The following is a 26946-nucleotide window of genomic DNA, read 5'->3' as shown; positions in this document are numbered from 1 at the left end:
GTGTCAAAATCGACATACTACTCATCTTACTGTTGATTGGATCCAAATCACCAGTGAAAGAACGCACGGATCTTAGCCGCCGAGCCACCAACCGTAGAGTTGCTCTTGCTCTTCAGCGTCGGGATGCTTCTTCGATTGGCCGTAGGTCTTGCCTTTGAGGAGTTGGCGTTCGACTGCATTTGCCGCGAGACGAAGTGCGTGGGTGGCCCCGTAGCCCTCTCCGTCAGCCGTGAAGTAACCACGGTCGGTGACGAGCCGAATACGTGCCAGCACCAGTGGCACTCCTCGGCTCTTTTCTTTGTGCTCGTGCAGTTCGATACTGGCCTTGATCACACTCATCTCACCATACTTCGAGGTCACGCTGTCGATCAACGCGGAAACGTCATCGTAGTCCATTTCATCGAGCAACTCGAGACCGAACACCTGCACGGGACGCCGTTCTTCTTGTTCCCAGGTGAGCGCCTCGATGACGTCCGTCTTTGTGATGATTCCGACCGGTTCGTCCGTCTCGGTATCCGTGACGACAAGTGAGGAAACCTCCCGTTCGAACATCGTTTCGACTACTGCATCGAGCGGTGTGCCTCGCTGAACCGTTGTAACTGCATCGGACATTAAGTTCCGCACCGGCAGATCGAGCATCCGATCGGAAGCACCGTCACGTTCACCGAAGCCGCCGCGACCACTAAACTCGTCTGACGAGCCACCCTGGCTCTTGTTCCCGCCACGTGTCGTGAATTCGATAACATCGTACAGACTCAATATGCCGACGAGTTCGCCATTGTCAATGACTGGGAGGTGTGCGATACGTCCTTCTCGGAGCGTGTTGAGGGCTTTCCCCATCGTGGTCGTTGGGGAGACACTGATGAGCTTTGTCGTGTACGCATCATCGACGCTCACCGCGTCGAGAAACGGACTCACAGCCTCCAGGACTGCATCTGCAGTCACCACACCAACGACGCGGTCTTTGTCCAGCACTGGGAGCGTCTTGGCGTTACTCCCGATCATGAGTCGTGCAACCTCACGGACATCCTCGGTTCGGTCGACGGTTGGGACGTGTTGCACCCGTGAGCCAGCCTTCGCCGAGGGTTGATTGGACGACGAGGCCAGTTGTCGGCGGCTGACGACGCCGCGATACTCATCACCGTCGGTAACGACGACGGCGTCGAGTTCCTGATTCTCGAACGCACCGGCGACCTTCGAAAGGGGTGCCCCGATGTCGAACTCGGTGAACTGTGTTGAAACTATCTCTGAGATATCCATTGTGTACTCTCTATCAAAAGGGGACGTGGACGGTTATGCTTGCCTCACCTTTTGGTGACACGAGAGAATTGATTTTGAGAGGTGATTTAGGGTCACAGATTGTGCCCTCGATATTACTTTGACCGCACCGTCCGTGCTTGTCGTCACTATCGGTGGTCGATTACACCGTTGTAATAGAGGGGGTCGCAAACGCGATCCCCTCACTTTCGCAGAAAATGACGCACTCCACCGCACCCAACCAACTAGTACCACCATGTTTCACCGGCAATGCGGTGTGACTCTCGTGTGGTGGTGCCGAAGAGGGGTTCGTCGACCCCCCCGTGATTACAACGCTATAATTACCATCCTCCGTTTCCTCCCGCGTTGGCTTCGTGGGCTCGCATCCACCCGGCTACGTCGGGATGGGCGAACGTGATCTCAATGTGGTGGCCACCGACACCCATCGCGTCGTCGATCGACAACGTTCGTGATTACTTGTAGGTCACGCCGGGTACACGCTCGGCCATCTCCTCCATCACTCGATAGCCGTCGTTTTTGTAGGTACAGCCGTAGTGTGTCACGACCTCTCGATAGCCCAGCCGTGCGACCATCACGTCATTTGTCTTTGCGACGTTCTTCGCATGCTCGAGGACGTCGAGATACTTGTCCTCGACTTGCTGACTCTCGGCGCGTTTCTCGCGGAAGTTCACGAGTTCGGTGTTCTGTTCCGAGCGCTGAACCGTCTCAAATACTCTTGAAGCGCCATCGTGATCCCGTGAAGATCAGTATTGGTTCGGATCTATGTTGAAGATCAAATCTCCATTTTTGAAACCCCGGACACGACTATCTCCCTCGCTCAAAACAATCGTGACCGCCTCTGTTTCATCTGTAATCGCGGCTGCTGCGTTGTGCCGTGTCCCAAGTCCTTTTGGAATCTCGAGGTTATCAATCGATGGTTCAAGATACTGATACGCACTCACAATTTTCCCTGCATCAGAAATAACAAAAGCACCATCGAGGCGTGAGAATTCTTTTAACATCACGCTGACAATTCTGTCGCCAGCATGAACATGAGACTGATCGAAAGGATTGTAGGAAAGTGAGCGAGACGAATTCATCACAGTGCCTGCATCACCGATCGCAAATAGGGCTCCGACCGGTTTTCCTTTCTGTCCGCTTTTCCCTAATCCAATCGCTAACTCAAGTATGGCCTTGATCTCCGATTGTTCTGCCCGCGAGTGATAAAAGAAATCATAGAGTTTGCTTGTCTTGCTTCGATCACCGTCAATCCGTGTAAATACATCAATGCTCTCGCTAAAGAGCTGCGCAGCACAAATTACGGTTTCACTGTCACCAATAAAATCATGATCTAGTGCCCCAGCCAATCCAAAACGAAAGAGCTTGGCTGTGTCGTGAAATTCTATGGGTAGTTCAATAAACTGTTCTTCGTCAAAGCTATTCTCTATACCCACAACGACAATATTGACGTCGGTTTTCCATTTGTTATATTGAGAATTACTTGGATTAAACAAAAGAGTTGTCTCAACATCTGTTATGATTTCCTTGCACAAGTCTTGTAACTGGTCCATTGTGTGACGGTGTGTCTCTATGTTCAGTTAGTGTTCATTCCCTTAGACTCCTCCGACTGTTAAATTACTGTCTTTTCATCAGTGTTGACCTCATATTTCATCTGGGTCTCACCTATGATATCTCCCAAGCAGAAGACGTGACCACTATCGTTAGAACTAAATTGCGCTCTCCAGACGGTGACTTCTCGGTTGATTCAACCACGCGTTCCGACCACAAACGCGGTGGCCGGTACAACCTCTCCCCCTCCCGCTCGTCTGTAGCCGATAGCCGCCGATACAACTGCCGTACTCACAAGTAACCGTACCACGTCTGCCCCGAACTGTGTCAATCCTTGTGGCACCCCCACTATAGCACCCGTGTTGGCACCCAGATCTGCGTGAAGTCTGGGGCACCCCAACCAATGCATCCACTGGCACCCCACATTCGTCGCTCATCGGATTTTTCGCCCTATCCCAGCAGTGGGGACTGTCAGACCTCGTCGCTCTAGATGAAGACGATGTCGAACCCGAAGCTGTGACTGTGACGGCCTCGATGGTTTCCCGCGCTGGGAGTGCGTGAGGACTGGGCGAAAGGAACTGCCGAACTAACCACCGCTTCAGTTTTTTCTCTTTGGTATGCCAAGTTACGGTCTCGGATAGCACCGACCAGCGAACGCTCATACAACGCGCGGATGCAGCGACCGACGACGGGACGCATGACGACTTCTCCTACAAAAAAGATGAAAACGACGCGACGGCAACCGATGGCATTATTGTGCTAATCGCATGTCTCCCATACACATTGACCGACCACTTGTCATCTGTGGTACGACTGACATCGTCTACTATACCAAAAACTGATTGACCGTTCCGAACTGGACGACGAATGGGTATTTTGTCTCTGGTAATCTATGACACACCATGGATGGATCGCAGCGCATTACAGCGAAGGATGTTCTCAGGGTCTTCAATCAGATAGATGATCCTTGTGAATCATTATCAACGAGCGAGGTAGCAGACGCTTTAGATTGCGCACACCGAACTGCCTACAGCAAACTAAACGCACTGGTCGACAGTGGTTCTCTCAAGACCAAGAAAGTCGGTGCCCAGGTCCGAATCTGGTGGCGACCGCAAAATGGATCGACTGTAGCAACTCATTCAGAGACAATTGATCAACTCACCGCGGAGCAAGTGCTTGAACTTGAATTACGATCGGAACAAATTGCACGTCCGTTTGTCGAGGCTGGTGGTTCTGATTTCACAGTGTCGACAGATGGAACCGTGCTCCTCGAAGACGGAATGCAAATTCAATATTATACCGCAACGGGTATTCCAACATCTACGTATCTCGAATTAACGAAACAGTATCCTGCCGTTCATGACGTTCGTCTCATCAGCAGCGTCGAGAATACCACTCGCCTCGAGGTTCTCTCTGGTCGCGATTCATTAACTAGAGTGTTCTCGGATTACAGCGGCCAGTTCAAATCTGCTGAGATAGAGGGGAGCACTGCTATACTACTCGGGGAAGTCCCTCAGACGGTTGATCTTGACGAGCTGCTCACTGATCTTCGAGAACTATATCCGGACATCGAACTCGTTTCGCAGCGCCTTGTGTATACTCCACAGATTTTTCGAAAGATTATGGAAAACACGCTGACAGAGCGTCAGTGGACTACGCTCCAATTGGCCCATTTTGCTGGCTACTTCGAATGGCCGCGTGTAAGTACAGGCGAAGACCTCGGAGGACAACTTGGGATCACAAAACAAACATTCTATCACCATCTCCGCCATGCAGAACAGGCTGTATTTCAGTACCTCTTTGAGGGAGTTACTAGCCATCGTCTGTGATCCTCCCTCATGGTGACGGCCTGAAAAATCGAACCAGTTAGAACTATAGTTTAGAACTATCGGCCAACAACTGTGTGTATGAGTAACACAGCGGGAGACACACAAAGTACATGGGATCTTCCTACCGCCATCATCAGGCAGGTCGCAGTCCAGACCGATACTGAGACAACAGCGCTTGAGCCGCTCTACAATACGATTGACCCAGATGCGCTTGAGACATTATTCGCCACAAAAGCAGACGGCTCGCTTCGATCCCAAGGACGTATTGTATTCGAATATAGTGGCTGCGAAGTCACCATCACAAGTAGGGGTGATGTCCGAGCAATACCGCTAGACGACCACTGAGAAGTTCTACGGGCGAAATCCGACCAGCGAACACTCACAATGAGTATCGGTGCCCCCGGACTCGTTGACGTCACCAACGAGAACCACGACAATCCCGCAGACTACCAGTACACCGTCTCCATCGACAACGTGACCAACGACCTGATGGCCTGTACGTGCCCGCATCACGTCCATCGTAACGCCTACTGCAAGCACATGACTGCCGTCGAAAACGTAACCGACGACGGGACGTTCAACGCCTTCCCCTCCGAGGACGACGACGATACCGAACCAGAAGACTGCGACTGCGACGGTCTCGGTGGTTTCCCGTGCTGGCCGTGCGTACGAACGGGACGGAAGGACCTGCCGAACTAACCACCGTTTCCGTTTTCACCTACTTTACATCAATCTCTTTCTCGAAAAGGGAGCGGACAGGTAACGTGACGAGTGATCCATAAGCCGCCCTACGACGCAAGGTGTAACGCGTTTCGATTGCCGAACTACGTAGCTAACCAACCACCGATTGCGCCTCCGATGAAACCCAATACGGCTCCGATAGCCAAGATAGCCAGTACAACCAATGGGACGACGATCACCGTGAAGACGATTGCGCCGGACCCAAGCCATTTGGTGGCGATGTCAGACTCACCTTTACTGTCCAAAAAGCGACCTTTGTTCGTCGCACGCTACTCCGAGAGTTCGATCGACCCTTCAAGCGTTCGAACCGGATAGGGCATGTCGATTGCCTCGGCATCAAGTCGCTCTTTCACCGCTTGTACTAACTCTGATCGAATACGCGTAAAGTTCCCTCGCCCAGGCTCACCGATCCAAAAGCGAGTTTGCCATCCAACATACGAGTCAGCGAGTTCAGTCACCCGAATATCGGGTGATGGATCTGCGAGAATTTCATCATGCTGTCGTGCCTCGTCGAGAATCACGTCCTTTGCATGGTCGATGTCGTCATCGTAGCCGATTCCGAAGACGAATTTCTGCCGAAGTTTATCATAGGCAACTGGATTCTTCACCGCATCATTCGCTAAGTCACCGTTCGGAACCGTAATTCGCTCGTTATCGAACGTCCGCACTCGTGTCACACGCAAATCGATGTCCTCAACTTGCCCCTCTCCACCACTCCATTCAATCCAATCACCGACCGTGAACGGCCGGTCTTTGAGAATAAAGATCCCAGCAACAAAGTTGCCAAGGAGTTCCTGTGCGGCGAACCCAATCGCGAGGACAATCGCACCGGCAAACACACCGAACGCGGCGATAACGCCGCCAAAGTCAGCAACCGTGAATGCGAGGGCAATGGCAAGTATCCAGACGAGAACGCCAGCCACATTCTCAGCCAGACTTCGAACAGCTGGATCGTGCCCTTGTTCTTTCAGTACTCGTGTGAGCAGTGGAATGAGGACACTCCGTCCGATCAGATATACCACGACGAGTGTTACAAGGAACCCGCGGGAATCACGTAATTGCTGACGATGGACGAGGTCGTGAGCGTGTTATTCGCTTGCAATGGGACCATCGAACTTCTGTCCAGTCCAAAATTCAGTACCATAATTCAAATCGAAAATCGAAGAGGCGTCTAATGAGCGTTTTGCCCACACTATTCTGCTTTTTCATCGCTGTTTTCGGTCCACTGCACTCGAATTTCGTATTGCGTACCATCGTCCGTTTTCGATATCTCCTCGATCAGTTCAACTGTGGCAGGTCGATCTGTAATTGACTTCAAGAACGATTCATCGGTTGGCACTTCTACCGTTTCCATTCGCTCATATCGCCCGAATACTCGTTCGCGAACGAAGCGAACATAGCGAGCAGCTTCATCGTAGGTGAGTGACCGTTGTCGTGTTTCTGTCTGTTCATCTGTTGTTTCCGTTTGGTGTGCGAGGACGGCATTCAGCACTGCCCCAGTGAGCAATACTAGTCCACTGAAATAGAGCCACGTGACCAAGAGAAGCACCGCGCCCAGCACACCCGAGGCGCTTGAGCCAACCACCTGGACATAGATTTGAAACAAGCCCTGCAGAGCTGTCCATCCCACTGCCGCAAATACTGTCCCAGTCAAGACCTCACGTGGGGTAGTTTCGACTCCGGGGAAGAGATAATACATCGGGAAAAATGCGATGACGAGTGCCACGATCAACACGATCGGATTGAGCAATTCGATGAATGGAACGGCAGGAAAGAGGGCAAGCAGTGTGCCTGCAACAATCGTTGCGATCACTGCAAATCCGATCGCGAACAGAACAATGAGCCCGTCACGTATCTGGTCGAGGATGGATTCATCTGATTCAGCTGCATAGATTTCCGAGAAGGCAGTATCCAATCCACGGAAGAGCTTCAACGCACCCCATGTGAGCGTTAATATCCCCACGATCGAAGCGCTCGCTCGTCCTTGTTCACTTTCGAGAGTGGTTTCAGCAAGCTCACCAATCTCAGGAGAAAGAGAGTGGGCGAAACTGATTACTTGGGTTTGTAAGTTGACGCTTCCAATCGCTGCAAATACTAGAAACGCAAGAAGCAAGAGCGGCAGAAGGGAGATGAAGGCATGGTATGCGATACTCCCCGCAAGAAACGTTACCTGCTTTTCCTGTATCTCGGTTCGAACTGACTGAGCGACTGCGATACCATTCCGAACTGATGGAGACATGATTGATAAATTTGGGTTGATCTCAAGATTCTACCAACGAAACACGATTCCCATCCTATTCGGGTTTCCAGTCCAGCTTGATGGTCACCGATTCGCGACTTCCGCGGAGGACGGATGACGATTCTCGAGTGCCGATTTCATACCCGACAGAGTCTGTTGGTGAGAGCGTCACCGTTTTATTGCCGACATCGATGTTGGCGTTTCCACCTTCTCGAAGCTCATGTACAATTGCTTGCAATCGATCAGCGACTTCTTCTCGTGAGAGCTTCTCCTCGTTGAGTATTTTTTCAGACATCAGTGATAGCTATCTCAAACATGTCGGATAGGTGTTTTGGGCAATGGGTTCGGTTGCTCATTGTCGTTTTAGAAGTGATCGCTCCTCCCTCCAGTTGCTCCGTGAGAAGGGGATTTAGCGCCTAAAAAAGCCAAACAAAGGTGGTACGAGCATCCAATGACTATTCTGCCTCAGACCTCCTTTTTTCGGGTTCTGATCGCTTACTGCGATGCTCAATCTCTGCATATCGATCTCTCATACGCGCAGTAACGCTTGGAGGGACTTCGACGAACGCATTCTCGAAGTGCTCTTTCGTAATCCTGACTGTCCCGATCATCTCTTCAAGCTCTTCGGGTGAACTACTGGTAATGAGCTTCCGTGCGGCTGTCATCGTTGCCTCACGCACGACTGCCTCAATATCAGCACCGACATACCCGTCCGATTCTGCAGCAAGCCACTCTAAGTCGACATCGCCAGCTAGTGGCTTGTCGCGGGTGTGCACCGAGAAGATTGCCTCTCGCCCTTCCTCGTCCGGAACTGGCACATGAATGTGCCGATCAAGCCGTCCTGGTCGGACGAGTGCATCGTCAATGAGATCTGGACGATTGGTTGTCGCAATAACGACGACATCCTCAAGAGTCTCAAGGCCATCGAGCTCGGTCAACAGCTGAGAGACAACGCGTTCAGAGACGCCTGAATCACCCGTCTGCTGACCACGTTCCCCGGCAATGGAGTCGAGTTCGTCGAAGAACACGATAGTTGGCGCATTCGCACGTGCTTTACTGAAGACTTCGCGTACACCTTTCTCAGATTCACCAACCCATTTGCTCAGGAGTTCCGGGCCTTTGACCGAGATGAAATTGCTCTCTGACTCGTTGGCAACTGCCTTTGCTAACAGCGTTTTCCCGGTTCCCGGTGGCCCATAGAGAAGGATTCCTTTTGGCGTGGTTAGATCGAGTTCGTCGAACACCTCGGGATAGGCAAGCGGCCACTGAATCGTCTCGCGGAGGCGCTCTTTCGTGTCATCAAGACCGCCCACGTCTTGCCACGTAATATCGGGGACTTCCACGAATACTTCCCGAAGTGCAGAGGGCTCTATCCCGTGGAAGGCCTGCCGGAAATCATGTTCACTGACCTCGAGAGTCTCGAGGAACTCAGCAGCAATTTCATCAGCGGCCAGATCGATCTGCGGACGGACGCGCCGAAGGGCGGTCATTGCTGCTTCCTTTGTGAATGAAGCGATATCTGCGCCGACAAACCCGTGTGTTTTTTCAGCGTACTCATCGAGGTCAATCTCTTCAGCTAATGGCATGCCACGGGTGTGGACCTGGAGGATCTCTGTGCGCCCTTCCGTATCGGGAACACCAATCTCGATTTCACGATCGAACCGGCCACCCCGACGGAGTGCTGAATCGATTGCATCGACGCGGTTCGTTGCACCAATTACAGTCACTTGACCACGGGTTTCGAGGCCATCCATCAGCGAGAGGAGTTGTGCGACAACGCGTCGCTCAACATCACCGCTCGTCTCCCCACGTTTTGGCGCAATCGAGTCTAATTCATCGAGAAAGACGATCGCAGGAGTATTCTCCTCGGCCTCTTCGAACACGTCGCGAAGTTGCTCTTCACTCTCGCCGTAATATTTCGACATGATCTCTGGGCCGGAGATCGTTTGGAAATGGGCATCGATTTCGTTGGCGACCGCCTTTGCGATGAGTGTTTTCCCTGTCCCGGGTGGGCCATGAAGAAGTACTCCCTTCGGTGGATCGATGCCAAGTTGTTGGAATAACTCTGGATGACGCATTGGGAGCTCGATCATCTCTCGGACTTGTTCGAGTTCGTCTTCGAGACCACCAATGTCCTCGTATGTCACCATCGGTGCGCTGGATTCTACCGCCTCTTCCGCCTCTATCGATACTTGTTCTGTTCTGTGATTGCTTACCTCAATGGTTGTTGCATCGCTGACAACAACTGTTCCAGCCGGGTCAGTAGTGGCAATCTGCAGTGGAATCGTTTGGTTCGAGCTAGCAAATATTGACCCGATACCCAACGAAATACGGACTGTTTGACCTTCCTGAACGGCTTGTCCGGAAAGCCGATCCTGAATGAGGCCACTCACATTCCCCCGGATACGAAGGGATTGAGGAAGTACAACCGTAACAGTGTCTGCCGACTTGATGTTTACTCGTTCGACTGCTACCTGGCCATCAATACCGACGTTCACCGCATTGCGGGACTCCCCATCAATGCGGATCACAGTCTGATCCGGCGATTCCGCATAGCCCGGCCAAACCCGGGCAACGATACTGGTGTCGTGCGGACCGGCGATACGGACGTAGTCACCACTCTCTACCCCCAACTCGTCCATGATTGTTCGATCGAGTACGGCAAGCCCGCGACCTGCGTCTTTCTTGTGTACTGGTTTTACGGTGAGTTTCATTTGTGCTGTGAAAGTGTGGTTATTGTATCTCTATCCGGGAGCTGTCATCGTCCGAATCGTCATAGAACGGAAGACGCACTTCGAGGACGCCATTTCGATAGATCGCGGAAATGGCATCTTTATCGATCGTCACCGGAATGCGGACTTGCTCGTAGGCGTGGCGCTGTTGACCGTGCGCAAAGGCTCCTACACCGTCGTTTGGTTCCTCTGAATAGTCCTGGACACCCTGCATCGTGAGAATATTATCCTCGAAACGGAGGTCGATTTCATCTTTTTCGAAGCCAGGTAGATCAGCAGTAACGATGTATTCACCATCCACTGGCTCAGCAGTGAGATTCACCGAGGACTTACGTACGGATGAAGGGTCTCTCCCGGATCTACGTCTCTGCATGGTGCCTACTCCAAATGCGTCGCTCCCAATCATCGAGCGGTGCATCTGTTCGATTATTTCTTCTAGTTGAGTGAACTCATTTAAGCGATACATTTTTCAACATATTATGATTGTTTGAACTTCTATAAAAATATATCGTGAGTTATGATGGCACTTCACATACTAATACCGACAGAAGAGACTCTGAGACAAGATTTGTGAGAAATAGGTGATATTCAGGAAATCACTCTGACCGGATTCTATTAAAAAGATTGTTATTCTGTTCTATGGTGCAACTTCAACTAGCCTATAGATTCATGCTTGAGTAGTCGAAGTATTCTTGTTGTGACTCGTGCACAGAAGGTAGTCGACCATCTTCAGAATCAGGAATCCTTGCTCATCGTTTGCCACAACAACCCGGATCCTGACTGCCTTGCGAGTGCACTTGCTCTCAAACGGATTGGAGAGTACGCTGGAGTAGAACGAATCACTATTACTTACGGAGAGTCAAGGAGAAAGCCTCACCCTTCAGGGCGGGGATGAATCCGACAATACCCTTCACAGTCAACCGTCCGATGGCACGGCTGGATATTCCACGCTAATCCGAATAATTAAGTAATCTTATCGATATAGGTTACGTATGCCGAAACAGGTCGTCACCCGCACCTACACTGCTTCCATTCAGAATCGGCAACGGGTGTCTGACGACCTCGATTCGCTCGGGTTCTCAGCCTCGAAACTCTGGAACGTCGGACGGTGGGTCTGCGACCGTGTGTGGACGGAAATCAGCCACATTCCCGGTCACAACGAACTCACCACGTACCTAAAGTCGCACGAACGCTACGATGACCTGCATTCTCAGTCAACAGCGAGTCCTTCAAGAACTCGCTGAGGCGTTCAACGGCTGGTACGGCAAACAACGCAACGGGGACACACGGGCGAATCCGCCGAAGTACCGCAAACACAACGACAACCACCCGCGTTCGACGGTCACGTTTAAAGCCGCTGGCTTCAAACTCGACACCAAATACAACCGAGTCCGTCTCTCGAAGGGATCGAATCTCAAGGAGTATTGGTCGGACTTCATCCTCTGTGAATACCAGACTCGCCCTGATGTAGACCTCTCTACCGTGGAGAACGTCCAACAAGTGCGAGCGGTCTGGACGGGTGATGAGTGGGAACTGCACTTCGTTTGCAAGGTTGAAATCGACGTTGCTGAAGTCCCCGGTGAGAAGACTGTAGGTGTTGACCTCGGCATCAACAACTTTGCCGCTCTCTCATACGAAGACGGCCACAGCGAACTGTATCCGCTGAACTGTCTGAAACAGGACGACTACTACTTCAGTAAGCGAATCGCTCGCTGTGAGGATTCAAAGTCCGAGAAGGCCACTCGGTTGAACCAGAAGAAGTCGGCTCGCCGTACCCACTATTTCCATACGCTCTCGAAGCGCATCGTCCAACGGTGTGTGGACGAGGGAGTCGGGAAGATTGTGGTGGGCGACCTCTCTGACATCCGCGAGGACGAGGAGACTGGCGATTCGAAGAACTGGGGCAACCACGGCAACCTTGACTTGCACTCGTGGGCGTTCGACCGCTTCACCTCGGTACTCGACTACAAAGCCAAGATAGAAGGAATTGAGGTTGAGCAAGTATCGGAGCGTGATACATCAAAGTCGTGTTCGTGTTGTGGTCGCAAACGTAAGGCGAACCGTGTTGAACGCGGCTTGTACGTGTGTGATGACTGTGGTACGGTGGCGAATGCTGATGTTAACGGTGCTGAGAATATCCGACAGAAAGTATCTCCGAGTTCACCGAGTCTGTCGGTGAATAGGAGTAACGGCTGGTTGGCACAGCCATCGACGTTCTTGTTTGACAAGGAAACTGGTTCGTTCGCACCTCAAGAACTCGTAACGTCGTAAACCACAATATCCCAACGGCGGTCGGGAATCCTCGCGCTTCAGCGCGGGGAGGATGTCAAAATGGTGGCATTTCTCACCAACAAAATCGAGCTCTCGTTGATTGTCTTGACATCCAATTAGTGAACTTTGAAAACGAACTGTTAGAGAAACACGATAGTGTGGCATTCGTCGATCATTCGGTTCCTGGCGAGAACAATGATGTCCCATCGACTGCTGGCATCGATATCGTTCTTGATCATCATCCAGCAACGCATGTAACAGCCGATGTTATTGACCGTCGTGAGAATGTAGGTTCGACCGCGACAATTTTGGTTGAATATCTACACGATCTTCAGATCATCCCCGAAAGTGATCTTGCAACCGCACTGCTGATCGGAATTCGCTCCGATACACTTGGATTCACACGTAAAGTATCGGCCCAAGAATATGCTGCAGCAGAGTATCTCCATCCATTTATTGATCAAGGCCTTTTTGCAAACCTGTTGAATGTCCCGTATACGCCAGAGACAATCGATGCACTGAGCGAGGCAATTGAAAATCGTAAAATCCAGCAGTCGTCCTTGGTCTCTTTTGCTGGAGAGACCACCGAGCGAGACGCTCTTCCTCAGGCAGCTGATTTTCTGTTAAACCTACAAGGAATTCATATCGCGGTTGTCTTTGCTGTTATCAACGATGAGGTTCAGTTTAGTGCACGATCGACCGATCGAACCACACATGTCGGGGAATTGCTGGATCAAACATTTGGCTCAAGGGAAGTTTCGGAGGGCATCGCCAAATGGCTGGTGGGTGTGTTCCTCTACTCAAAGACGATGAAGACCATGATGAGATAATTGAGATTGCAACATCACTTGTCACGAATCGGCTATTCCGCGAACTCACAGATCCTGAATGATTACAGATAAAACCCGCTCAACGGCACTGTCTAGATAAGGAAAAACACGCGACAGCGGTACGATCGGCAAAATTTCATGCGCTATTCGAAGCGACTGATTCTTGATCGTGAGAATGGCTCCACTGTGAGAAGACGAAATTCGGCTTCCTCACCAGAAATATAATCATTATGAGTAAAAGTGATTCGTAAGCCACTCATGATAGAGACGTTGAAACGCTACTCTACAACAGAATCGCGTAACTAGACAGTTCCCGCTCAACGAACCTGATACGGGAGGTACTCGAAGGCTACCGTGCCCTTGGGACAATGAAGAATTGAACCATAGGCCAGTGAATAACTGCGGGCTAGACAGTACCAGCGCGGAGCTGGCTTCAGGGGTTTTATATAGGTGTCAGCAACGTTGATTTAGAGAGAAACCAATGGTATCAGTGCTAACTGTCGCCGGTGTTGTCGTCGCCGTATTCGTTGGGTTCAATATTGGTGGCTCATCGACGGGTGTGGCGTTCGGTCCGGCCGTCGGCTCACGTCTCCTTCGGAAGGCGACCGCAGCAGCCCTGTTCGTTGGCTTTGGCTTTCTCGGAGCATGGACCGTCGGTCGGAACGTCATCGCGACGATGAGCAGCAGTATCGTACCGGCAACCCAATTCACGCCTGCCGCGAGCGTCGCCGTCTTGTTCTTCACCGGCGCGTCACTCCTTATTTCGAATCTCTACGGTGTTCCAGCCTCAACTTCAATGACGGCTGTTGGCGCCATCGTTGGACTGGGTCTCGCGTCGAACACACTCAATCAGGCACTGATGTTTACTATCGTCTCAGCATGGATCGTCGCGCCGCTGATCAGCCTCAGCATCGGAATAGTGGTCGGGCGTTACGTCTACCCGTATCTGGATCGCTATGTCGCGTTCACAAAGTTTGATCTCCACTTCATCCAACTCGACCGCTCTGGGACTATTCCTCGACTCTACCTGAATCCTAACGCGACACGGCAGGACATCCTTGGATCACTCTCGGTGGTTGTCATTGCGTGTTACATGGCGTTTTCGGCGGGGGCGTCAAACGCGGCGAACGCTGTGGCCCCTCTCGTCGGCGAAGGAGGATCACTCACCGTCAATCAGGGCGTCTTGCTCGCGGTGGTGGCCTTCGGTTTAGGCAGTTTCACCATCGCCCGACGCACGTTGGAGACGGTCGGAGACGATATTACGGAGCTACCAATTCTTGCTTCACTGATCGTCTCCATAGTCGGTGGCACAGTCATCACGATTCTGTCCTACTTCGGAATCCCGGCGAGTCTCGCAGTAAGTACGACATCGACGATTATTGGGCTCGGCTGGGGTCGGGCAAGTCGAGCAGCGACCCTCGTGGAGTTTGCGACGCCGGAACGTGAACATCCGGATTTAGAGGTCGCGACAGGAGCGCTGGTCACCTCCCGCGCTGAGGATATGCCTGCAAGTCCAACGATCGGCGATATTGCCCGTCACGAGGAACCGGCAGAAAAGCCGGAGGAGCTGCCAGACGTGCCTGAGGTTGGTGCGGAGGGGCCGGCGGATCTCGATCAGCGGAGCCTGTTCGACTCAGCGGCGGCCAAGCGTATCGTTACAATGTGGGTGTTGACGCCCTCGCTAGCGGTTGTTGCCTCCTATCCGGTATTTGAATTTTTGCTGTGAACGTCGCTTGACTGATCTCACGTAAACAATATCGACGACGTGACCGAAGACGCGATGGCATGCACCTGCCCGCATCACGTCCACCGCAACGCCATCTGCAAACACATGGCCGCCGTCGAAACCGCAACCGACGACGGGACGCTCGAAGCCTTCTTGTCCAAGGATGAAGACGATGCCGAACCGGAAGACTACGATTGTGACTGTGGCGGTCTCAACGGTTTCCCGTGCTCGCCGTGCGTGCGAACGGGACGAAATCTATCTCCTTGTTATCAGTCGTTATAGCTACTAACTTTCCCATGGACTAAGAGGTGACTTCAGAACTAATGAAGGTTTCCAGCATGCAGTACTTGTCTACACGATGGTTCATGTTCAGTTTCAATAGTTGGACAACTGTGAATGTTGCCGTGTTCTATCCACCCTTTTTCCATCGTAAAACACCACATAACAATACTCGAAGCACCCATCAGAAAAACTGCGAGCGTCGCACTACACCAGTCAGGTCGCCATGTCCTGCGACGCTCAAGCACCGTCAACGAACAAACCGCCGCGTCTGATGCCTACTGTCTGGTGTGTGGTTTTGCTGGCACGACCACGCACCGTTTCACGAGAACGGGTTGCTTGTTGGCAGAAGCACCATCGACAACTCGTCGATGTCGGCCATTTCATGGCCCCGGTGGTTCGACTCCATCCCCATTCGCCGAATATAGTGTGTTTTGCCCTGCTATTGTTCACCGCTTCGTGAGTTCAGTTCGATAGTAACATCCATTCTCACCTCAACAGATCGCAATTAGTTCCATCCGGTCCCATATTACACCTGCATACGGTCGATCCGGTCAGCACGAAGTCCCGCAAATAAGTGACCTCAGGTGCGCTGGATGGTGTTTTCCCTCCGCCGTTCCACCGGTCGTCAGTACTAGTCACTCCATCGAGGGCATATTCGTTACTTGTCCGTGAACTCATCACCGTCCACACGTTTATGTAGATTCGATGCAGTGTATTAATAACAGATCAATTCTTAGTATAAAATGAACCAGAAAATAGTTCGGTTTCTGTTCGTAGTCTTCGGGCTCTGCCTTCTCGGGTATTTTGTCGGTGGAAGCCAAATCCGTGCAGAACTTGCCAGCGCTAATCCAGTGTTTATCGTCCTCGGCTTCACAATCGTCTTGGTCGCGCTTTTCTGTTGGAGTGAAGCTGTTCGTTGTCTCCTCGACCGTCCGGAAACCCCTATCGGAGGATGGCGATTTCGAGGCGCATACCTTGCAAGCTTCTTCGCCAAACAAATCATTCCGATCGGTCGCGCGAGCAGCCCGTTTGTACTCGCCCACATCGTCTCGTCCGAAATGAACACAGATCGAGACCAAACGCTGGGGGCGGCACTCGTAATAGAGGTATTGAACCTCACTGCATCACTGGGCCTCGGTATTATCGGATTGGGTTTCCTTGCCTTTCGAGGTCAATCTGTTCCGGCATTTATTCCCGTTCCTTCCCTCCAAATCGCGATCTTCTTCACAGGTGGACTTCTGGCCGCAACGATCTCGCTATATCGATACAAGTACTTGGTTTTACGGTCAATAACGATAGCGGGTGTCCGATTGCTCTCGCTACTACGTGCATTGAGTGGGAATCGGACACAGCGTTTCCATCTTCGAATCCGTCCAGTACAGGCCCGAACGCGATTCATTCGCGAATATCTTCAATTACGAGTGCGCTCGTATTCGACCGAAGTTAGCCTCGTGCTGGAGAACCGCCGACAAATTGGACTCGCACTCGGATGGTCAGTCGTCGGGTAGATCTGTTTCTGCCTTCCACTCTATGTGAGTTTTCTTGCACTTGACCGGCATATCTCGATACTACTCCCGCTCTTTCTGATTCCTGCAAGTGGGGTTGCACGAGTCATTCCACTTCCAGGTGGTCTTGGTGGTGTTGAAGTTGTGCTAGGCGGGATGATTATTGGGTTGACTGGCTTGGATGCGGGAACCGCTGGCGGGGTTGTTCTCTTGTATCGATTACTTAGCTATTGGGGGATTCTTGTGCTTGGTGGACTGTATTCAATGTATTTCCTGGATATAGGTCAACTCGTCCAATTTCGACGAAAGAAAACGTCGTAACGAACGACACCGCTTTGCTGATCGGCCTAGTGTGATCGATTCTTGTCACTTTACACTCTGCAATACGATGTAAGATTATGTCTTGACACACCGACGGCACCGATACCGCAATCAACGGTCTCGTTGGCTTAGCTCTCCTTATTTGGTAACTACCTTGTTTGCAATTTACGTTGTCGACTCAGCTCGAAACCACGCTGAAAACAGAGACGTGAAAATCCGATAACCACTAACTCAGGCACCTATTGTACCTATTCTTTTGGAATCCCCCAGATAACCACCCGTGAACCCAATTTCCCGCGCTCTACCTTCACATCCTTATGCAACTCCTCAAGCCGTCGATGAGCGGTCACAGCTGGAAACGCCGGCTTCGTATCGCCGTGAGAATATCCTCGTCAGTCGTTTCCTCTGCAAATTGACCACTAGTATCGTGTTCTCTCTCGTCTGTCATTGGAGTGCGGACATGTCATCCCGCGCGACTACCGTGAGTGCAGTACCAATTAACCGGTTGCCCTCCACGACAGCAAAGCGAGGTTGATTAGTCTTCGGTCTCGCGGCCGTTCGATTTGCGTTCCTGGTCGGGATGATTAGAGACGTACACCGTGGTGTTCGCAGGGATGTCCTCGGCAATCCAGTAATTTGCGCCGATACTGACGTGATTGCCGACAGTGATGGCGCCGAGGACGTTCGTCCCGGCACCGATGACGACGTGGTCGACAATGTCGGGGTGGCGCTTATACCCTTTCTTGAGTGCGTGGTCGGTGTCCTCCTCTTCTTCGAAGTGGAGAGCGCCGAGGGTGACGTTTTGATAGAGCCGGCACCAGTCACCGATAGTGTCGGTCTCGCCGATGACGACGCCGTCGCTCGGGGAGTGACGAGCCGCCGACCGGTGCGAATCCGCCCCCCACCGATGGATTCAAGAGCCCGGTCGGCTGGGAGCAACGTGTCGTCGGAGGCGAGCGTCGAACGAGCCCGAAGAACCGGGCGCGGAAGGAATCAGGCGACGGCCTCGCGTTCGCCGGCCTCGGCCTCGATGGCGTCCGTGATGATATCCATCCCGGCCTCCGCCTGCGCGTCGGTGAGGACGAGCGGCGGCAAGAGACGGAGCACGTTTCCGTACTGCCCGGCCTTCCAGACGAGGACGCCATTCTCGTAACACCGCTGCTGGACGCCGGCCACGAAGTCGCCCGCGTTCCGGACGTCGCCGTCCTCGCCGACGAACTCTGCCCCGATAAAGAGCCCCTTCCCGCGCACGTCGGCGAGGAACGAGTTGTCCGCGCCGACCTCACGGAGGCGGCTGCGGATGTACTCGCCGAGGTCGCGAGCGTGGGTGAGGAGGTCGTGGGACTCGATGTACTCAATGGAGCGGAGGCCGGCCTCCATCGCTGGGACGTGACCGCGGTAGGTGCCTGCGTGGTCACCAGGGCCCCACGTATCGAGATCTTCGTGGTAGATGGTCGCAGAGAGCGGCAGACCGATACCGCCGAGCGCCTTGGCTGTGGTGATGACGTCAGGGGTGACGTCGAAGTGGTCGCTCCCCCACCACTCGCCGGTACGGCCGAGACCGGCCTGTATTTCGTCGACGACCAGAGGTATCTCCGCTTCGTCGGCGATGTCTCGGAGTCCGGAGAGGAATCCCTGCGGCGGAACAACGATGCCGCCCTCACCCTGAATGGGTTCGACGAAGATGCCCGCCGGGTTAGCGAGGCCGCCGTAGGGATCTAATACGGTGGCACGAACTTCGGCGAGCGCGTCTTCGACGGCTTCTTCGGGGCATTTCTCTTGTTGGAACGGATACGGATACGGTGCATGGACAACGTCCGGGAGGAGCGGTGTGTAGGGCGCTTTGAACTTCTTATTGGCTGTGAGACTCATCGCGCCGCTTGTCGCGCCGTGGTAGGCGTTCCGGAACGCGACCAAACCGTTGCCTCCCGTATTGTACTTCGCGAGTTTGATGGAGGCCTCGATAGCGTCGCTGCCTGTCGGGCCGCCGAAGACGACTTTGCTATTGCCAGCAAGATTTCCTGGCGCGATGGCATCGAGTTTCTCGATGAGGTCGAGACGGGCTTCGGTGGGGAAGTCGACGGTGTGGACGAGCTTGTCCGCTTGTTTATGCATCGCCTCCATCACGTAGGGGTTCGCGTGACCAACGTTGAGGACGCCGATGCCCGCGAAGAAGTCCAGATAGGTATTGCCGTCGACGTCACGGATGGTTGCACCTTTCGCCTCCTCGAAGGCGATGGGGATGTTCTCTGGATAGGAAACGGCCGCGCTATCGATTTCGCGCTGCTTCTGTAACAATCGTGTTGTCTTTGGTCCGGGGACGCTCCCGACGTCTGGAGCGCCGTCGAAATGGAGTTCGTGAATACTCGGTTCGATCATACGTAGCCGAAGGAAACCGGACAATAAATAACTTGACCTCGAATAAATGAAATGCAGTACATATTTTCTATAGAATGCTGAATTTTATCCAATAAATTAAAAATTATTCGAATAGATATTAATGAAGTTTTATTACGCCAGGTTCACATCTATTCCTGCATGCTCCACACGACTGGCCCACTGCTCTCCATCGATCTGGATGCCCAAACGACAGAGGTAGAAGAGATAGACGACGTATTGGCGGCGTTCATCGGTGGCCGAGGGGTCGCTACCCGACTCGTCTCCGAACGCGTTCCGTTCGACGCAGACCCGCTGGGCCCGGAGAACCGTGTCGTGTTCACGACCGGTCCAATGCAGGTGTCGAACATGAGTTTCACAGGGCGGATGAACGCGACGGCCGTTTCGCCACTCACCGATGGGTTGCTGTCGTCGAACGCTGGCGGATTCATGTCCCGAAACTTTGCGGACACGGGGTACAGTGCCGTCGAGTTCGCTGGCGTGAGCGACAACCTTATCATCGTTCACGTCACCGACGAGGGCGTCGAGTTCGAAGCGGTGCCAGACCTCGAAGGTGCAACTGTCTCAGAAACGTGTGCGTATATCGATGACGAGCACGGTCTCAGTGCTGAACACGTCGCATGTATCGGACCGGCTGGCGAGAACCTCGTCCGCTTTGCGTCTATCATGACGACGGAGGAGCGGGCGTTCGGCCGCGGGGGACTCGGTGCAGTCCTCGGATCGAAGAACGTCAAGGCAGTCACGTTCACCGGCGACTCCCGTCCGGATATCGAAATTCCCGCCAGTCAGATGGAGATCCACCGCGAGGCCGCGACTGACGACCACATCATGAAACGGCAAGGGACGGTCGCCGTCATGGATCTGGCCAACGAGGTGAACGGGTTACCGTCGTACTATTTCTCCGAGCAGTCGTTCGAGGGGGTCGAGGGAATCAACGGTGATGCGGTTGAGGCGAAAAAGTACAAGAAAGGCACCTGTTCGGCCTGCGCGTTTGCTTGCAAACTCCCGACACGGGACGAAGAGCGCGGCGTCGAGACGGAGGGCCCCGAGTTCGAGGTGGCGATGGCGTTCGGTTCAAACTCTGGCGTGGACGACATCGTCGACGTGATGAAGTCCAACGAGCTGTGTGACGAACTCGGCCTCGATGCGATATCCGCGGGGAATACCGTTGCCGCGTACCTTGCGGCGGAAGACGAGTTCGGCAACCGAGATCTCATCTGGGACGTCGTCGAACAAATCGCCTATCGCGAGGGCGTCGGCGATGATCTCGCCGAGGGTATCGATCGGGTCGCCGCCGATCTCGGCGTCGAGAACTGGACGGTGAAGGGACTCGACTTCGCCGCCCATGAGGGGCGTGTCCTCCATGGTCAGGGGCTCTCGTACGCGGTGGCGAACCGTGGTGCCGACCACATGTATGCAACGTTCTATTCGGTCGAATATCCGCTCGTCGACAAAGATGAGGCGATGCCCCCGGACGGCTTCGACGGAAAGCCGGAACGCCTCGTTGAACGCGAAAATCTGATGGCCCTGAACGATGCTGGTGTCGTCTGCAAGTTCTCACGGGATTATTTGAACCCCGAGCGATACGAGATGCTGTTCGACGCGGAGTTCGAGACGCTCTTGGCGGTCGGCGGCCGCATCGTCGAACTCGAACGATATTTCAACAATCAACGCGGATTCGATCGGGACGACGATCGGCTCCCCTACGACCTCGACGGCTTTGAGGACGCGCTAGACGCGTATTACGATGTCCGCGGTTGGAACCATGACGGAACCGCCCCCGACGAAGCGGTGCCAGAAAAATAGCGGGATGAACAAACGGACGGTTCGTCGAGGTTTTCGTGTTGGACTCAGAGAAGTATGCGGATGCGTTCGACGGCGAAAACAGAAGTATGGAATCAGTCGACTTCGAGTTCCACGAGCTCATCACCGGCATCGACTTCTGCTTCGTTCTCTGCTAAGAATTTGAGTACCGTCCCGGCTTCGTCTGCTTTGATATCGTGGAAGTTCTTCATCACGCCCACGAGGCCGACAACGTCACCCGCTTCGACTGAATCACCTTCCTCTGCATACGGTGGTTCTTCTGGGTCGGATTTTCGGTAGAAGACGCCGGGCATCGGGGACGTGATGATAGTTTTCTCTGCCATTTGCTTGAAGATTGGTAGCAACGCCCACCTCATATAGTTTTCCCCATGATACTATACCAGAGACAAATCAGCAGGGGATTCTATAATACGTATCCGACATTGCAGTTCAATTTTGACTGCTGTTCGGAAATGGAGAAACGTCCGTGCCGAAAAAGTGGGATCGGAGTAGCCGATTCACTCGGAGAGTGACGCCCGAATCGCTTCGAGATGTTCGTCGTTCTCCGCGCGAGCCTCGACTGCCTCATCGACGTTGACCGCTTCGAAGGTGATGGTTCGGTGGGTTCGTGCTTGTGCCAACTTCCTACGGTCGATGCTGATGACCGTCCCCACGGTCGCGTAACCGCCGCCCGTGACAGCGTCGCGCATCAGCACGATGGGTTGGCCGGCCATCTGGATCGAGCCGATGGGATAGCCGAGGTCGACCACGTTCGTCGGGTCGGGACCTGCCCCGAACGGCTGTTCGCGCTCCTCGAACATCGATTCGATGTCTTCACCATCGAGGCGGTAGCCGACGCGGTTCGCTTCGTCGCTGACTTTCCACTCCGTTCCGAGGAATCGATCTTTCCCCTCGTCGGTCAGTCGATAGTCACATAGGCCCATCACGACACGAATCGTGTTGTCGTTGGCGTAGTCGGGAACGTACTCGTCGTCGATTTGCGAGCCGACGAGGGTTGTTCCGTCGTCGGTGTCGCCGATGGGAAGTTCGTCACCCTCTTCGAGTTCGCGACCCTCGTGCCCGCCGATACCGATGAGGGTGTACGTCGAACGGCTCCCCATTATTTTCGACACGTCGATGCCGCCGGCTACCGCGAGGTACGACCGGACGCCCTCAGTGGCGAACTCACACGAGAGCACGGTTCCGGCCTCGACCTGGACAGCCGTCCACTGGGGCATGGAGTCGCCATCCAACTTGGGAGACATTGCTGCGCCAGTGATGGCAACGACGGTATCCTCGGTGAACTCCATATCCGCCCCCGCGTACGTCATCTCCAGCGTGGCAGCATCCTCATCGTTGCCGACCAAGTAGTTGGCCACCTTGTGTGCGTACTGGTCCATCGCGCCGGACGGCGGCATCCCGATGTGATAATTACCGTACCGGCCGCTGTCCTGAACCGTGGTCGAGAGCCCCGGTTCGAGTATCTGAATCATCAGTGTAGTTCCTCCAGAATCTCTTCATTGTACTGTTGTGGATGTTCGAAGAATTCCTCCGGCCGGAAGTCAATGTGGCCGATATTGTACTCGTGCGTTCCGTCTTCGACCTCGTTCCGAATCTTATCGTACTCAGGTCGGTCGATTTTGCGGAAGTTGATGATGTCGCCGGGGTTCGGCAGCACCATCGATTCCTCGAAGTCCGCAAGCTCCTGTTCGACATCGAGCACTTCGACGGGCGTTCGGCCGAACAGTTGGTACCCTCCTGCCCCTTTCACGGGGTAGATGGCGGTGAACGCGCCGCCGTATCCGATCGCTCGACTCGGGGTGGCGGTTCGAGGTTGGACGTACTTGGGTACTTCTATCTGTTCGTCCCGGGGAACCATCTGGAACGTCCACGGCAGGCCGGGGACGAACCCGACCATCGTGACCATGTGAGGGGATCCGGCGTGAGCGTCGATGAATTCCTCAGTGGTGTCGAAGCCGTTGATGCGTGCGGAGTACTCCAGATCCGTCGCGTCGGGATCCTGATGCCGGTCGCGGAACTGCATCAAGGTCTCGTGGGTCCACGGGTCGTCGTAGAGGACGGGCACGTCGATGACACGTGCTTTCCAAGTGTACTCGGTGAGGTCGATCTCGTCTTCGAGTTGTTTGAGGTCGTCGATAAGCTCGTCGGGGTGCAGTTCGGCCGGATCAAACTGGAGCATGTAGGATGCGTTCGCCGGTGCGATTTCGATAATTCCGGCTGGATCACGCTTCCGGAGTTCCTGGGTGATGGCCTGGGCTTTGAAATTCGCGTCGAAGCTCATTTCTTCGGAGAGTTCGACGAACACATAGTCGTCTCCTCCGTATCCGTACCGGGGCGAGGATAACTGCTGCCGTTCTATGCTAGTCTCAGGCATGGTGTGTGTTCACGGTTTCGCATTCAGTGATTTATAGATGCCGGTGGCTCACTAGGTTCATTCCCTGGATATAGGAGAAGATACAATTTTGTAATCTATCCTAAGACCTAATTCACACTGGCTCACTCGGGTCGTATGATGTTCAACGAACCACTTCGGTTGTCCATCAGACGACATCCCGTTCAGGGTCGGGTCGGAGTTCGAAGTCGGTGATCTCGTCGTCGTCGGCCGTGGCTGGAATGACGTCGTCCACGCGAACGAGGTGAACGAGTACGTCTGTCGCGGTGTCGACGGTCGTTCTGACGATCGGTTCCAAGCCCAGCGGACCTTTCGCGTGCGTAGAACCCACGACTCCCGCGTCGGTGTCGAAGCCTGCGTTCTCGCCGCTCGCACGCAGCCATGTCACGACGTCGATGGCGTCTGCGCCGCCGTTTCGAGCGAGCACCCGCGGAATCGTTTCGAGTGCGTCAGCATATGCTTCCATAACGAGTGCCGTTCGGTCACCGACGCTCCGCGAATCCTCACGGACGTCGGTCGCAAGTCGTGTCTCGATACCTCCACCACCCGGAACGACGCGCCCTCCATTGAGGACGTCGAGTGCCACGACGATAGCCGTCATCAGATCCCGTTCGAACGTGGCGGCGCCTTGTTCAACGGCCCCCGCATACAGCAGCGTTCCAACCTGTCCGTGGTCACACCCCTCGACGCGGACGAACGGATCGTCGTCGTGTGTGGTCACCTGCAACTGTCCAGCTGTGCCTACGTTTTCTGCTGAGAGGTCGGCGAGATCCATCACGACGTCTGCACCGGTCGCCCGTGACAGTCGGCGTGCATGCTCACTGGTTAGCGTCCGAAACGCGACGATGCCAGCCTCGTCGAGGGCGGAGATGGCAACGTCGCTGATGCCCATCGTCGTAAAGACCGCATTCACACCGGCGTCCTCCAACGTCTGAACTTGCCTCCGAACGTCGGCGTGCTCGTGCTGGCGGACTGCCTCAATGTTCGACGGCGTCTTGCCGCCCAAGACGACGTCCGTTCGTCCCTTCCCCGTGCTTCCACCGGCACGCCTCAACTCCCGCTCCTCGATACCCGACCCTGCCTTCTTACCACCGCCGACGACCACGATCCGCGGGGATTCGATCTCATGCTGGATGTTCGGCGTTACGGGCTCCCGTTCGAGGACGACGCCGCGGAGGAGCTCTACGTCTGCCGCGTCGGAAGTCGGGCCACGACGGAACTCGATATCGTCGACGCGGAGGCCGCCGGTGTGAGTACGGCGAGCACGGTCGACGAGGCGCGCTGCCTCCACGACCGCGCCCGTTGCGGCTTCCGTGCGTGGTGCCCCCCCGAGTGCGGTTTGCACAGCGATTCGACCTCGCGGGTCGTCGAGCCCATCGACTGGCGTGGCGAACGCCGGAAGCGCACCGAGCGCGGTGAGTCGGGCGCGGTTGACCCCGTCTATCACGGTCACTCGGTGGAAGCCGCGATCGAGCAAGCCGATAGCTCGTCGAGCGAGGTCGGCGGTGAGCAGTACTACAGACAGCGACCCGTCACCGACCGTTTCCTTTTGTTGGACAGCTCCCTCCGCCACGAGTCTGGCACCGGGATGTTCGACGATCAGTTCATCGAACAGTCGGTTGACGTCCCCGGCGACGACCGGGCCGTCTGCGGTCTGAACCAGTTTGTAGCGGCCATCGGGTCCGTATAGTCCGGCGACGAGGTCGCCCAGCAGTGCAGCACCGTGGAGCACGTCGGTACCGTCGAGAATCTCTGTCGAACTCGTTCGGCTCCCACTCATCTACTAGAATTGGAGTGCTTCTGATATCTAAACCTTTCCTCGAATTTTGTTCGAATTCTCATCATGATTTAAAACCTGGTTGGAAATTTACTGATGGATTTATATGGGTGCACATTCGTATATGGGGTGTCAACAATGAGCACGGAAACGCAAACCGAACTACACGACGCGCAAACTTCATCTGCCAACGTCATCCAAATCCGCAGCCTGCGAAAGGTCTACGACGACGTCATCGTCGCCGTCGACGACGTGGATCTCGATGTTCGAGAGGGCGAATTTTTCACGATCCTCGGCCCATCCGGCAGCGGGAAGTCCACCCTGTTACAGATGATTACGGGTATCGAAACGCCAACGGCTGGTGAAATCCGCCTGGACGGAGCCCTCGTTAACGATGTCAAACCCTACAATCGCAACACGAGTCTGGTCTTCCAGGAGTACGCACTATTTCCTCATATGAGCGCACGGGAAAACGTCGAGTACGGTCTGATGCTTCGGGGCATCCCCGAAGGAGAGCGCCACGAACGCGCCGACGCGATGTTCGAACTGATGAACCTCGTTGGGAAGGAAGACCGTCCGATTCAGGACCTTTCCGGTGGTGAACGCCAACGCGTCGCCACCGCGCGGAGTCTGGTCGTCGAACCCGACGTCCTCCTGCTCGACGAGGTGCTCGGCGCACTCGACGAAAAACTCGCCAGGGAGATGCAAGTCGAACTCAAACGCATCCAGGAGGAAGTCGACAAAACGTTTATTTTCGTCACTCACAGCCAAGAGGAGGCGTTCTCGATGAGCGACCGTATCGCCATCATGAACGACGGAAACGTCGAGCAGGTAGGCGAACCGTTCGAAATCTACCAGAATCCCGCGTCGGAGTTCGTCGCCGATTTTCTCCAGATGCCGAACGTCATTACCGGCGACGTAGTCGCCGCCGAGAGCGGGGTGCTTACCGTCCGAAGCGACGGCCTCGACTATGTGGTGGCAGTCGACGATGACGACGATGATTCGGTAATCGACGATACGGCCACGTTCCTCGTCCCGAACGAACAGGTAATGTTCAGCGGTGACTACAAGAACGCATTCGAAGCTGTCGTCACGGACACCATCTTCAAGGGTTCGCACACGGAGTACGCACTCGAACTCCCGAACGGTCGCGAACTCCGCGCTCACGAGACGACCGGTGAATCCCTTCTCGAAGAAGGGACCGACGTCACGGTTGGGTTCGATCCCGCCGCCGCGAAATTGTTCTCCTGACGC

Annotated in this window: 21 protein-coding genes and 4 pseudogenes; 10 read left to right on the top strand and 15 right to left on the bottom strand. The window is 54.2% G+C overall.

Annotated features, from left to right (window positions below; translation table 11 throughout):
- Positions 1-72: 72 nt before the first annotated feature.
- The 4 genes from ACN2TU_RS20215 to ACN2TU_RS20200 all read right to left on the bottom strand — a co-directional run bounded on the left by ACN2TU_RS20215 (position 73) and on the right by ACN2TU_RS20200 (position 2828).
- Entirely contained in the window at positions 73-1260 is a 1188-nt protein-coding gene (locus ACN2TU_RS20215; protein ID WP_435157913.1) for a CBS domain-containing protein, read from the bottom strand.
- 338 nt (positions 1261-1598) lie between these two features.
- Positions 1599-1721: a hypothetical protein gene (locus ACN2TU_RS20210; protein ID WP_435157911.1), complete on the bottom strand. Its 123-nt coding sequence runs from the start codon at positions 1719-1721 to the stop codon at positions 1599-1601.
- A 9-nt stretch (positions 1722-1730) separates the two neighbouring features.
- Entirely contained in the window at positions 1731-1949 is a 219-nt protein-coding gene (locus tag ACN2TU_RS20205) for a hypothetical protein (RefSeq protein ID WP_435157909.1), read from the bottom strand.
- Positions 1950-2021: 72 nt separating this feature from the next.
- The gene (locus ACN2TU_RS20200; RefSeq protein ID WP_435157908.1) at positions 2022-2828 is read right to left on the bottom strand and encodes a diadenylate cyclase domain-containing protein; all 807 of its coding nucleotides are present in this window, start codon (positions 2826-2828) and stop codon (positions 2022-2024) included.
- A 900-nt stretch (positions 2829-3728) separates the two neighbouring features.
- Between ACN2TU_RS20200 and ACN2TU_RS20195 the strand changes: the two genes are divergently transcribed.
- From ACN2TU_RS20195 to ACN2TU_RS20185, 3 genes are all read left to right on the top strand, one after another.
- On the top strand, positions 3729-4655 hold the full coding sequence (locus tag ACN2TU_RS20195) for a bacterio-opsin activator domain-containing protein (protein ID WP_435157906.1): 927 nt from the start codon (positions 3729-3731) through the stop codon (positions 4653-4655).
- 78 nt (positions 4656-4733) lie between these two features.
- Positions 4734-5000: a HalOD1 output domain-containing protein gene (locus ACN2TU_RS20190; protein ID WP_435157904.1), complete on the top strand. Its 267-nt coding sequence runs from the start codon at positions 4734-4736 to the stop codon at positions 4998-5000.
- A gap of 39 nt (positions 5001-5039) precedes the next feature.
- Positions 5040-5354: an SWIM zinc finger family protein gene (locus ACN2TU_RS20185; RefSeq protein ID WP_435157902.1), complete on the top strand. Its 315-nt coding sequence runs from the start codon at positions 5040-5042 to the stop codon at positions 5352-5354.
- A 311-nt stretch (positions 5355-5665) separates the two neighbouring features.
- Here the strand turns inward: ACN2TU_RS20185 and ACN2TU_RS20180 are convergent.
- The 5 genes and pseudogenes from ACN2TU_RS20180 to ACN2TU_RS20160 form a co-directional block, all read right to left on the bottom strand.
- A pseudogene (locus ACN2TU_RS20180) lies at positions 5666-6436 on the bottom strand (mechanosensitive ion channel family protein); the annotation flags it as partial.
- A 152-nt stretch (positions 6437-6588) separates the two neighbouring features.
- Positions 6589-7635 (bottom strand): YihY/virulence factor BrkB family protein, encoded by a 1047-nt coding sequence (locus ACN2TU_RS20175; RefSeq protein ID WP_435157900.1) that lies wholly within the window; start codon positions 7633-7635, stop codon positions 6589-6591.
- Between the two features lie 55 nt (positions 7636-7690).
- The gene (locus ACN2TU_RS20170) at positions 7691-7930 is read right to left on the bottom strand and encodes an amphi-Trp domain-containing protein (RefSeq protein ID WP_435157899.1); all 240 of its coding nucleotides are present in this window, start codon (positions 7928-7930) and stop codon (positions 7691-7693) included.
- Between the two features lie 160 nt (positions 7931-8090).
- A complete protein-coding gene (locus ACN2TU_RS20165; protein WP_435157897.1) occupies positions 8091-10349 on the bottom strand; it encodes a CDC48 family AAA ATPase in 2259 nt (752 codons plus the stop codon).
- A gap of 19 nt (positions 10350-10368) precedes the next feature.
- Entirely contained in the window at positions 10369-10740 is a 372-nt protein-coding gene (locus ACN2TU_RS20160) for an Hsp20/alpha crystallin family protein (protein ID WP_435157896.1), read from the bottom strand.
- A gap of 619 nt (positions 10741-11359) precedes the next feature.
- Here ACN2TU_RS20160 and ACN2TU_RS20155 point away from each other — a divergent pair.
- The 5 genes and pseudogenes from ACN2TU_RS20155 to ACN2TU_RS20135 all read left to right on the top strand — a co-directional run bounded on the left by ACN2TU_RS20155 (position 11360) and on the right by ACN2TU_RS20135 (position 17302).
- Positions 11360-12638, top strand: a pseudogene (locus ACN2TU_RS20155) (RNA-guided endonuclease InsQ/TnpB family protein).
- Between the two features lie 158 nt (positions 12639-12796).
- Complete coding sequence (locus tag ACN2TU_RS20150) at positions 12797-13468, top strand: DHH family phosphoesterase (protein ID WP_435157895.1); 672 nt, start codon at positions 12797-12799, stop codon at positions 13466-13468.
- A gap of 481 nt (positions 13469-13949) precedes the next feature.
- Positions 13950-15194 (top strand): inorganic phosphate transporter, encoded by a 1245-nt coding sequence (locus tag ACN2TU_RS20145; RefSeq protein WP_435157893.1) that lies wholly within the window; start codon positions 13950-13952, stop codon positions 15192-15194.
- Positions 15195-15233: 39 nt separating this feature from the next.
- A complete protein-coding gene (locus ACN2TU_RS20140; protein ID WP_435157892.1) occupies positions 15234-15476 on the top strand; it encodes an SWIM zinc finger family protein in 243 nt (80 codons plus the stop codon).
- A gap of 743 nt (positions 15477-16219) precedes the next feature.
- A pseudogene (locus tag ACN2TU_RS20135) lies at positions 16220-17302 on the top strand (lysylphosphatidylglycerol synthase transmembrane domain-containing protein).
- Positions 17303-17837: 535 nt separating this feature from the next.
- On the opposite strand, the pseudogene ACN2TU_RS20130 reads toward ACN2TU_RS20135, so the two are convergent.
- Both ACN2TU_RS20130 and ACN2TU_RS20125 read right to left on the bottom strand, forming a co-directional pair.
- Positions 17838-18158 (bottom strand): annotated as a pseudogene (locus tag ACN2TU_RS20130) (serine O-acetyltransferase); the annotation flags it as partial.
- 137 nt (positions 18159-18295) lie between these two features.
- Entirely contained in the window at positions 18296-19681 is a 1386-nt protein-coding gene (locus ACN2TU_RS20125; protein WP_435157890.1) for an aspartate aminotransferase family protein, read from the bottom strand.
- A 159-nt stretch (positions 19682-19840) separates the two neighbouring features.
- On the opposite strand from ACN2TU_RS20125, the gene ACN2TU_RS20120 reads away from it, so the two are divergent.
- A complete protein-coding gene (locus ACN2TU_RS20120) occupies positions 19841-21505 on the top strand; it encodes an aldehyde ferredoxin oxidoreductase family protein (RefSeq protein WP_435157888.1) in 1665 nt (554 codons plus the stop codon).
- Positions 21506-21597: 92 nt separating this feature from the next.
- On the opposite strand, the gene ACN2TU_RS20115 is transcribed toward ACN2TU_RS20120, so the two are convergent.
- The 4 genes from ACN2TU_RS20115 to ACN2TU_RS20100 form a co-directional block, all read right to left on the bottom strand.
- Positions 21598-21846 (bottom strand): acetyl-CoA carboxylase, encoded by a 249-nt coding sequence (locus ACN2TU_RS20115; protein ID WP_435157886.1) that lies wholly within the window; start codon positions 21844-21846, stop codon positions 21598-21600.
- Positions 21847-22020: 174 nt separating this feature from the next.
- Entirely contained in the window at positions 22021-22995 is a 975-nt protein-coding gene (locus ACN2TU_RS20110) for a 5-oxoprolinase subunit C family protein (protein WP_435157884.1), read from the bottom strand.
- Positions 22995-23897 carry a 5-oxoprolinase subunit B family protein gene (locus tag ACN2TU_RS20105; RefSeq protein ID WP_435157882.1) on the bottom strand — a complete coding sequence of 301 codons (903 nt, stop codon included), beginning with the start codon at positions 23895-23897 and terminating at the stop codon, positions 22995-22997. Before ACN2TU_RS20105 ends, ACN2TU_RS20110 begins: the two co-directional genes overlap by 1 nt.
- Before the next feature lie 166 nt (positions 23898-24063).
- A complete protein-coding gene (locus ACN2TU_RS20100) occupies positions 24064-25695 on the bottom strand; it encodes a TCP-1/cpn60 chaperonin family protein (protein WP_435157880.1) in 1632 nt (543 codons plus the stop codon).
- A gap of 135 nt (positions 25696-25830) precedes the next feature.
- Here ACN2TU_RS20100 and ACN2TU_RS20095 point away from each other — a divergent pair, with 135 nt between their 5' ends.
- Positions 25831-26943, top strand: a complete 1113-nt coding sequence (locus tag ACN2TU_RS20095) for an ABC transporter ATP-binding protein (protein WP_435157879.1) — start codon at positions 25831-25833, stop codon at positions 26941-26943.
- Positions 26944-26946 lie beyond the last annotated feature (3 nt).

It is taken from the genome of Haladaptatus marinus, from assembly GCF_051194195.1.
Note: the sequence above shows the minus strand (reverse complement) of the source record. Positions and strands in the feature narration are given on the sequence as shown.

Excerpts from the sequence above, each read along its gene's own strand:
- ACN2TU_RS20215 (WP_435157913.1), bottom strand. The coding sequence starts at position 1,260 with ATGGATATCTCAGAGATAGTTTCAACACAGTTCACCGAGTTCGACATC.
- ACN2TU_RS20200 (WP_435157908.1), bottom strand. The coding sequence starts at position 2,828 with ATGGACCAGTTACAAGACTTGTGCAAGGAAATCATAACAGATGTTGAG.
- ACN2TU_RS20195 (WP_435157906.1), top strand. The coding sequence starts at position 3,729 with ATGGATGGATCGCAGCGCATTACAGCGAAGGATGTTCTCAGGGTCTTC.
- ACN2TU_RS20190 (WP_435157904.1), top strand. The coding sequence starts at position 4,734 with ATGAGTAACACAGCGGGAGACACACAAAGTACATGGGATCTTCCTACC.
- ACN2TU_RS20185 (WP_435157902.1), top strand. The coding sequence starts at position 5,040 with ATGAGTATCGGTGCCCCCGGACTCGTTGACGTCACCAACGAGAACCAC.
- ACN2TU_RS20175 (WP_435157900.1), bottom strand. The coding sequence starts at position 7,635 with ATGTCTCCATCAGTTCGGAATGGTATCGCAGTCGCTCAGTCAGTTCGA.
- ACN2TU_RS20170 (WP_435157899.1), bottom strand. The coding sequence starts at position 7,930 with ATGTCTGAAAAAATACTCAACGAGGAGAAGCTCTCACGAGAAGAAGTC.
- ACN2TU_RS20165 (WP_435157897.1), bottom strand. The coding sequence starts at position 10,349 with ATGAAACTCACCGTAAAACCAGTACACAAGAAAGACGCAGGTCGCGGG.
- ACN2TU_RS20160 (WP_435157896.1), bottom strand. The coding sequence starts at position 10,740 with ATGCAGAGACGTAGATCCGGGAGAGACCCTTCATCCGTACGTAAGTCC.
- ACN2TU_RS20145 (WP_435157893.1), top strand. The coding sequence starts at position 13,950 with ATGGTATCAGTGCTAACTGTCGCCGGTGTTGTCGTCGCCGTATTCGTT.
- ACN2TU_RS20125 (WP_435157890.1), bottom strand. The coding sequence starts at position 19,681 with ATGATCGAACCGAGTATTCACGAACTCCATTTCGACGGCGCTCCAGAC.
- ACN2TU_RS20120 (WP_435157888.1), top strand. The coding sequence starts at position 19,841 with ATGCTCCACACGACTGGCCCACTGCTCTCCATCGATCTGGATGCCCAA.
- ACN2TU_RS20115 (WP_435157886.1), bottom strand. The coding sequence starts at position 21,846 with ATGGCAGAGAAAACTATCATCACGTCCCCGATGCCCGGCGTCTTCTAC.
- ACN2TU_RS20110 (WP_435157884.1), bottom strand. The coding sequence starts at position 22,995 with ATGATTCAGATACTCGAACCGGGGCTCTCGACCACGGTTCAGGACAGC.
- ACN2TU_RS20105 (WP_435157882.1), bottom strand. The coding sequence starts at position 23,897 with ATGCCTGAGACTAGCATAGAACGGCAGCAGTTATCCTCGCCCCGGTAC.
- ACN2TU_RS20100 (WP_435157880.1), bottom strand. The coding sequence starts at position 25,695 with ATGAGTGGGAGCCGAACGAGTTCGACAGAGATTCTCGACGGTACCGAC.
- ACN2TU_RS20095 (WP_435157879.1), top strand. The coding sequence starts at position 25,831 with ATGAGCACGGAAACGCAAACCGAACTACACGACGCGCAAACTTCATCT.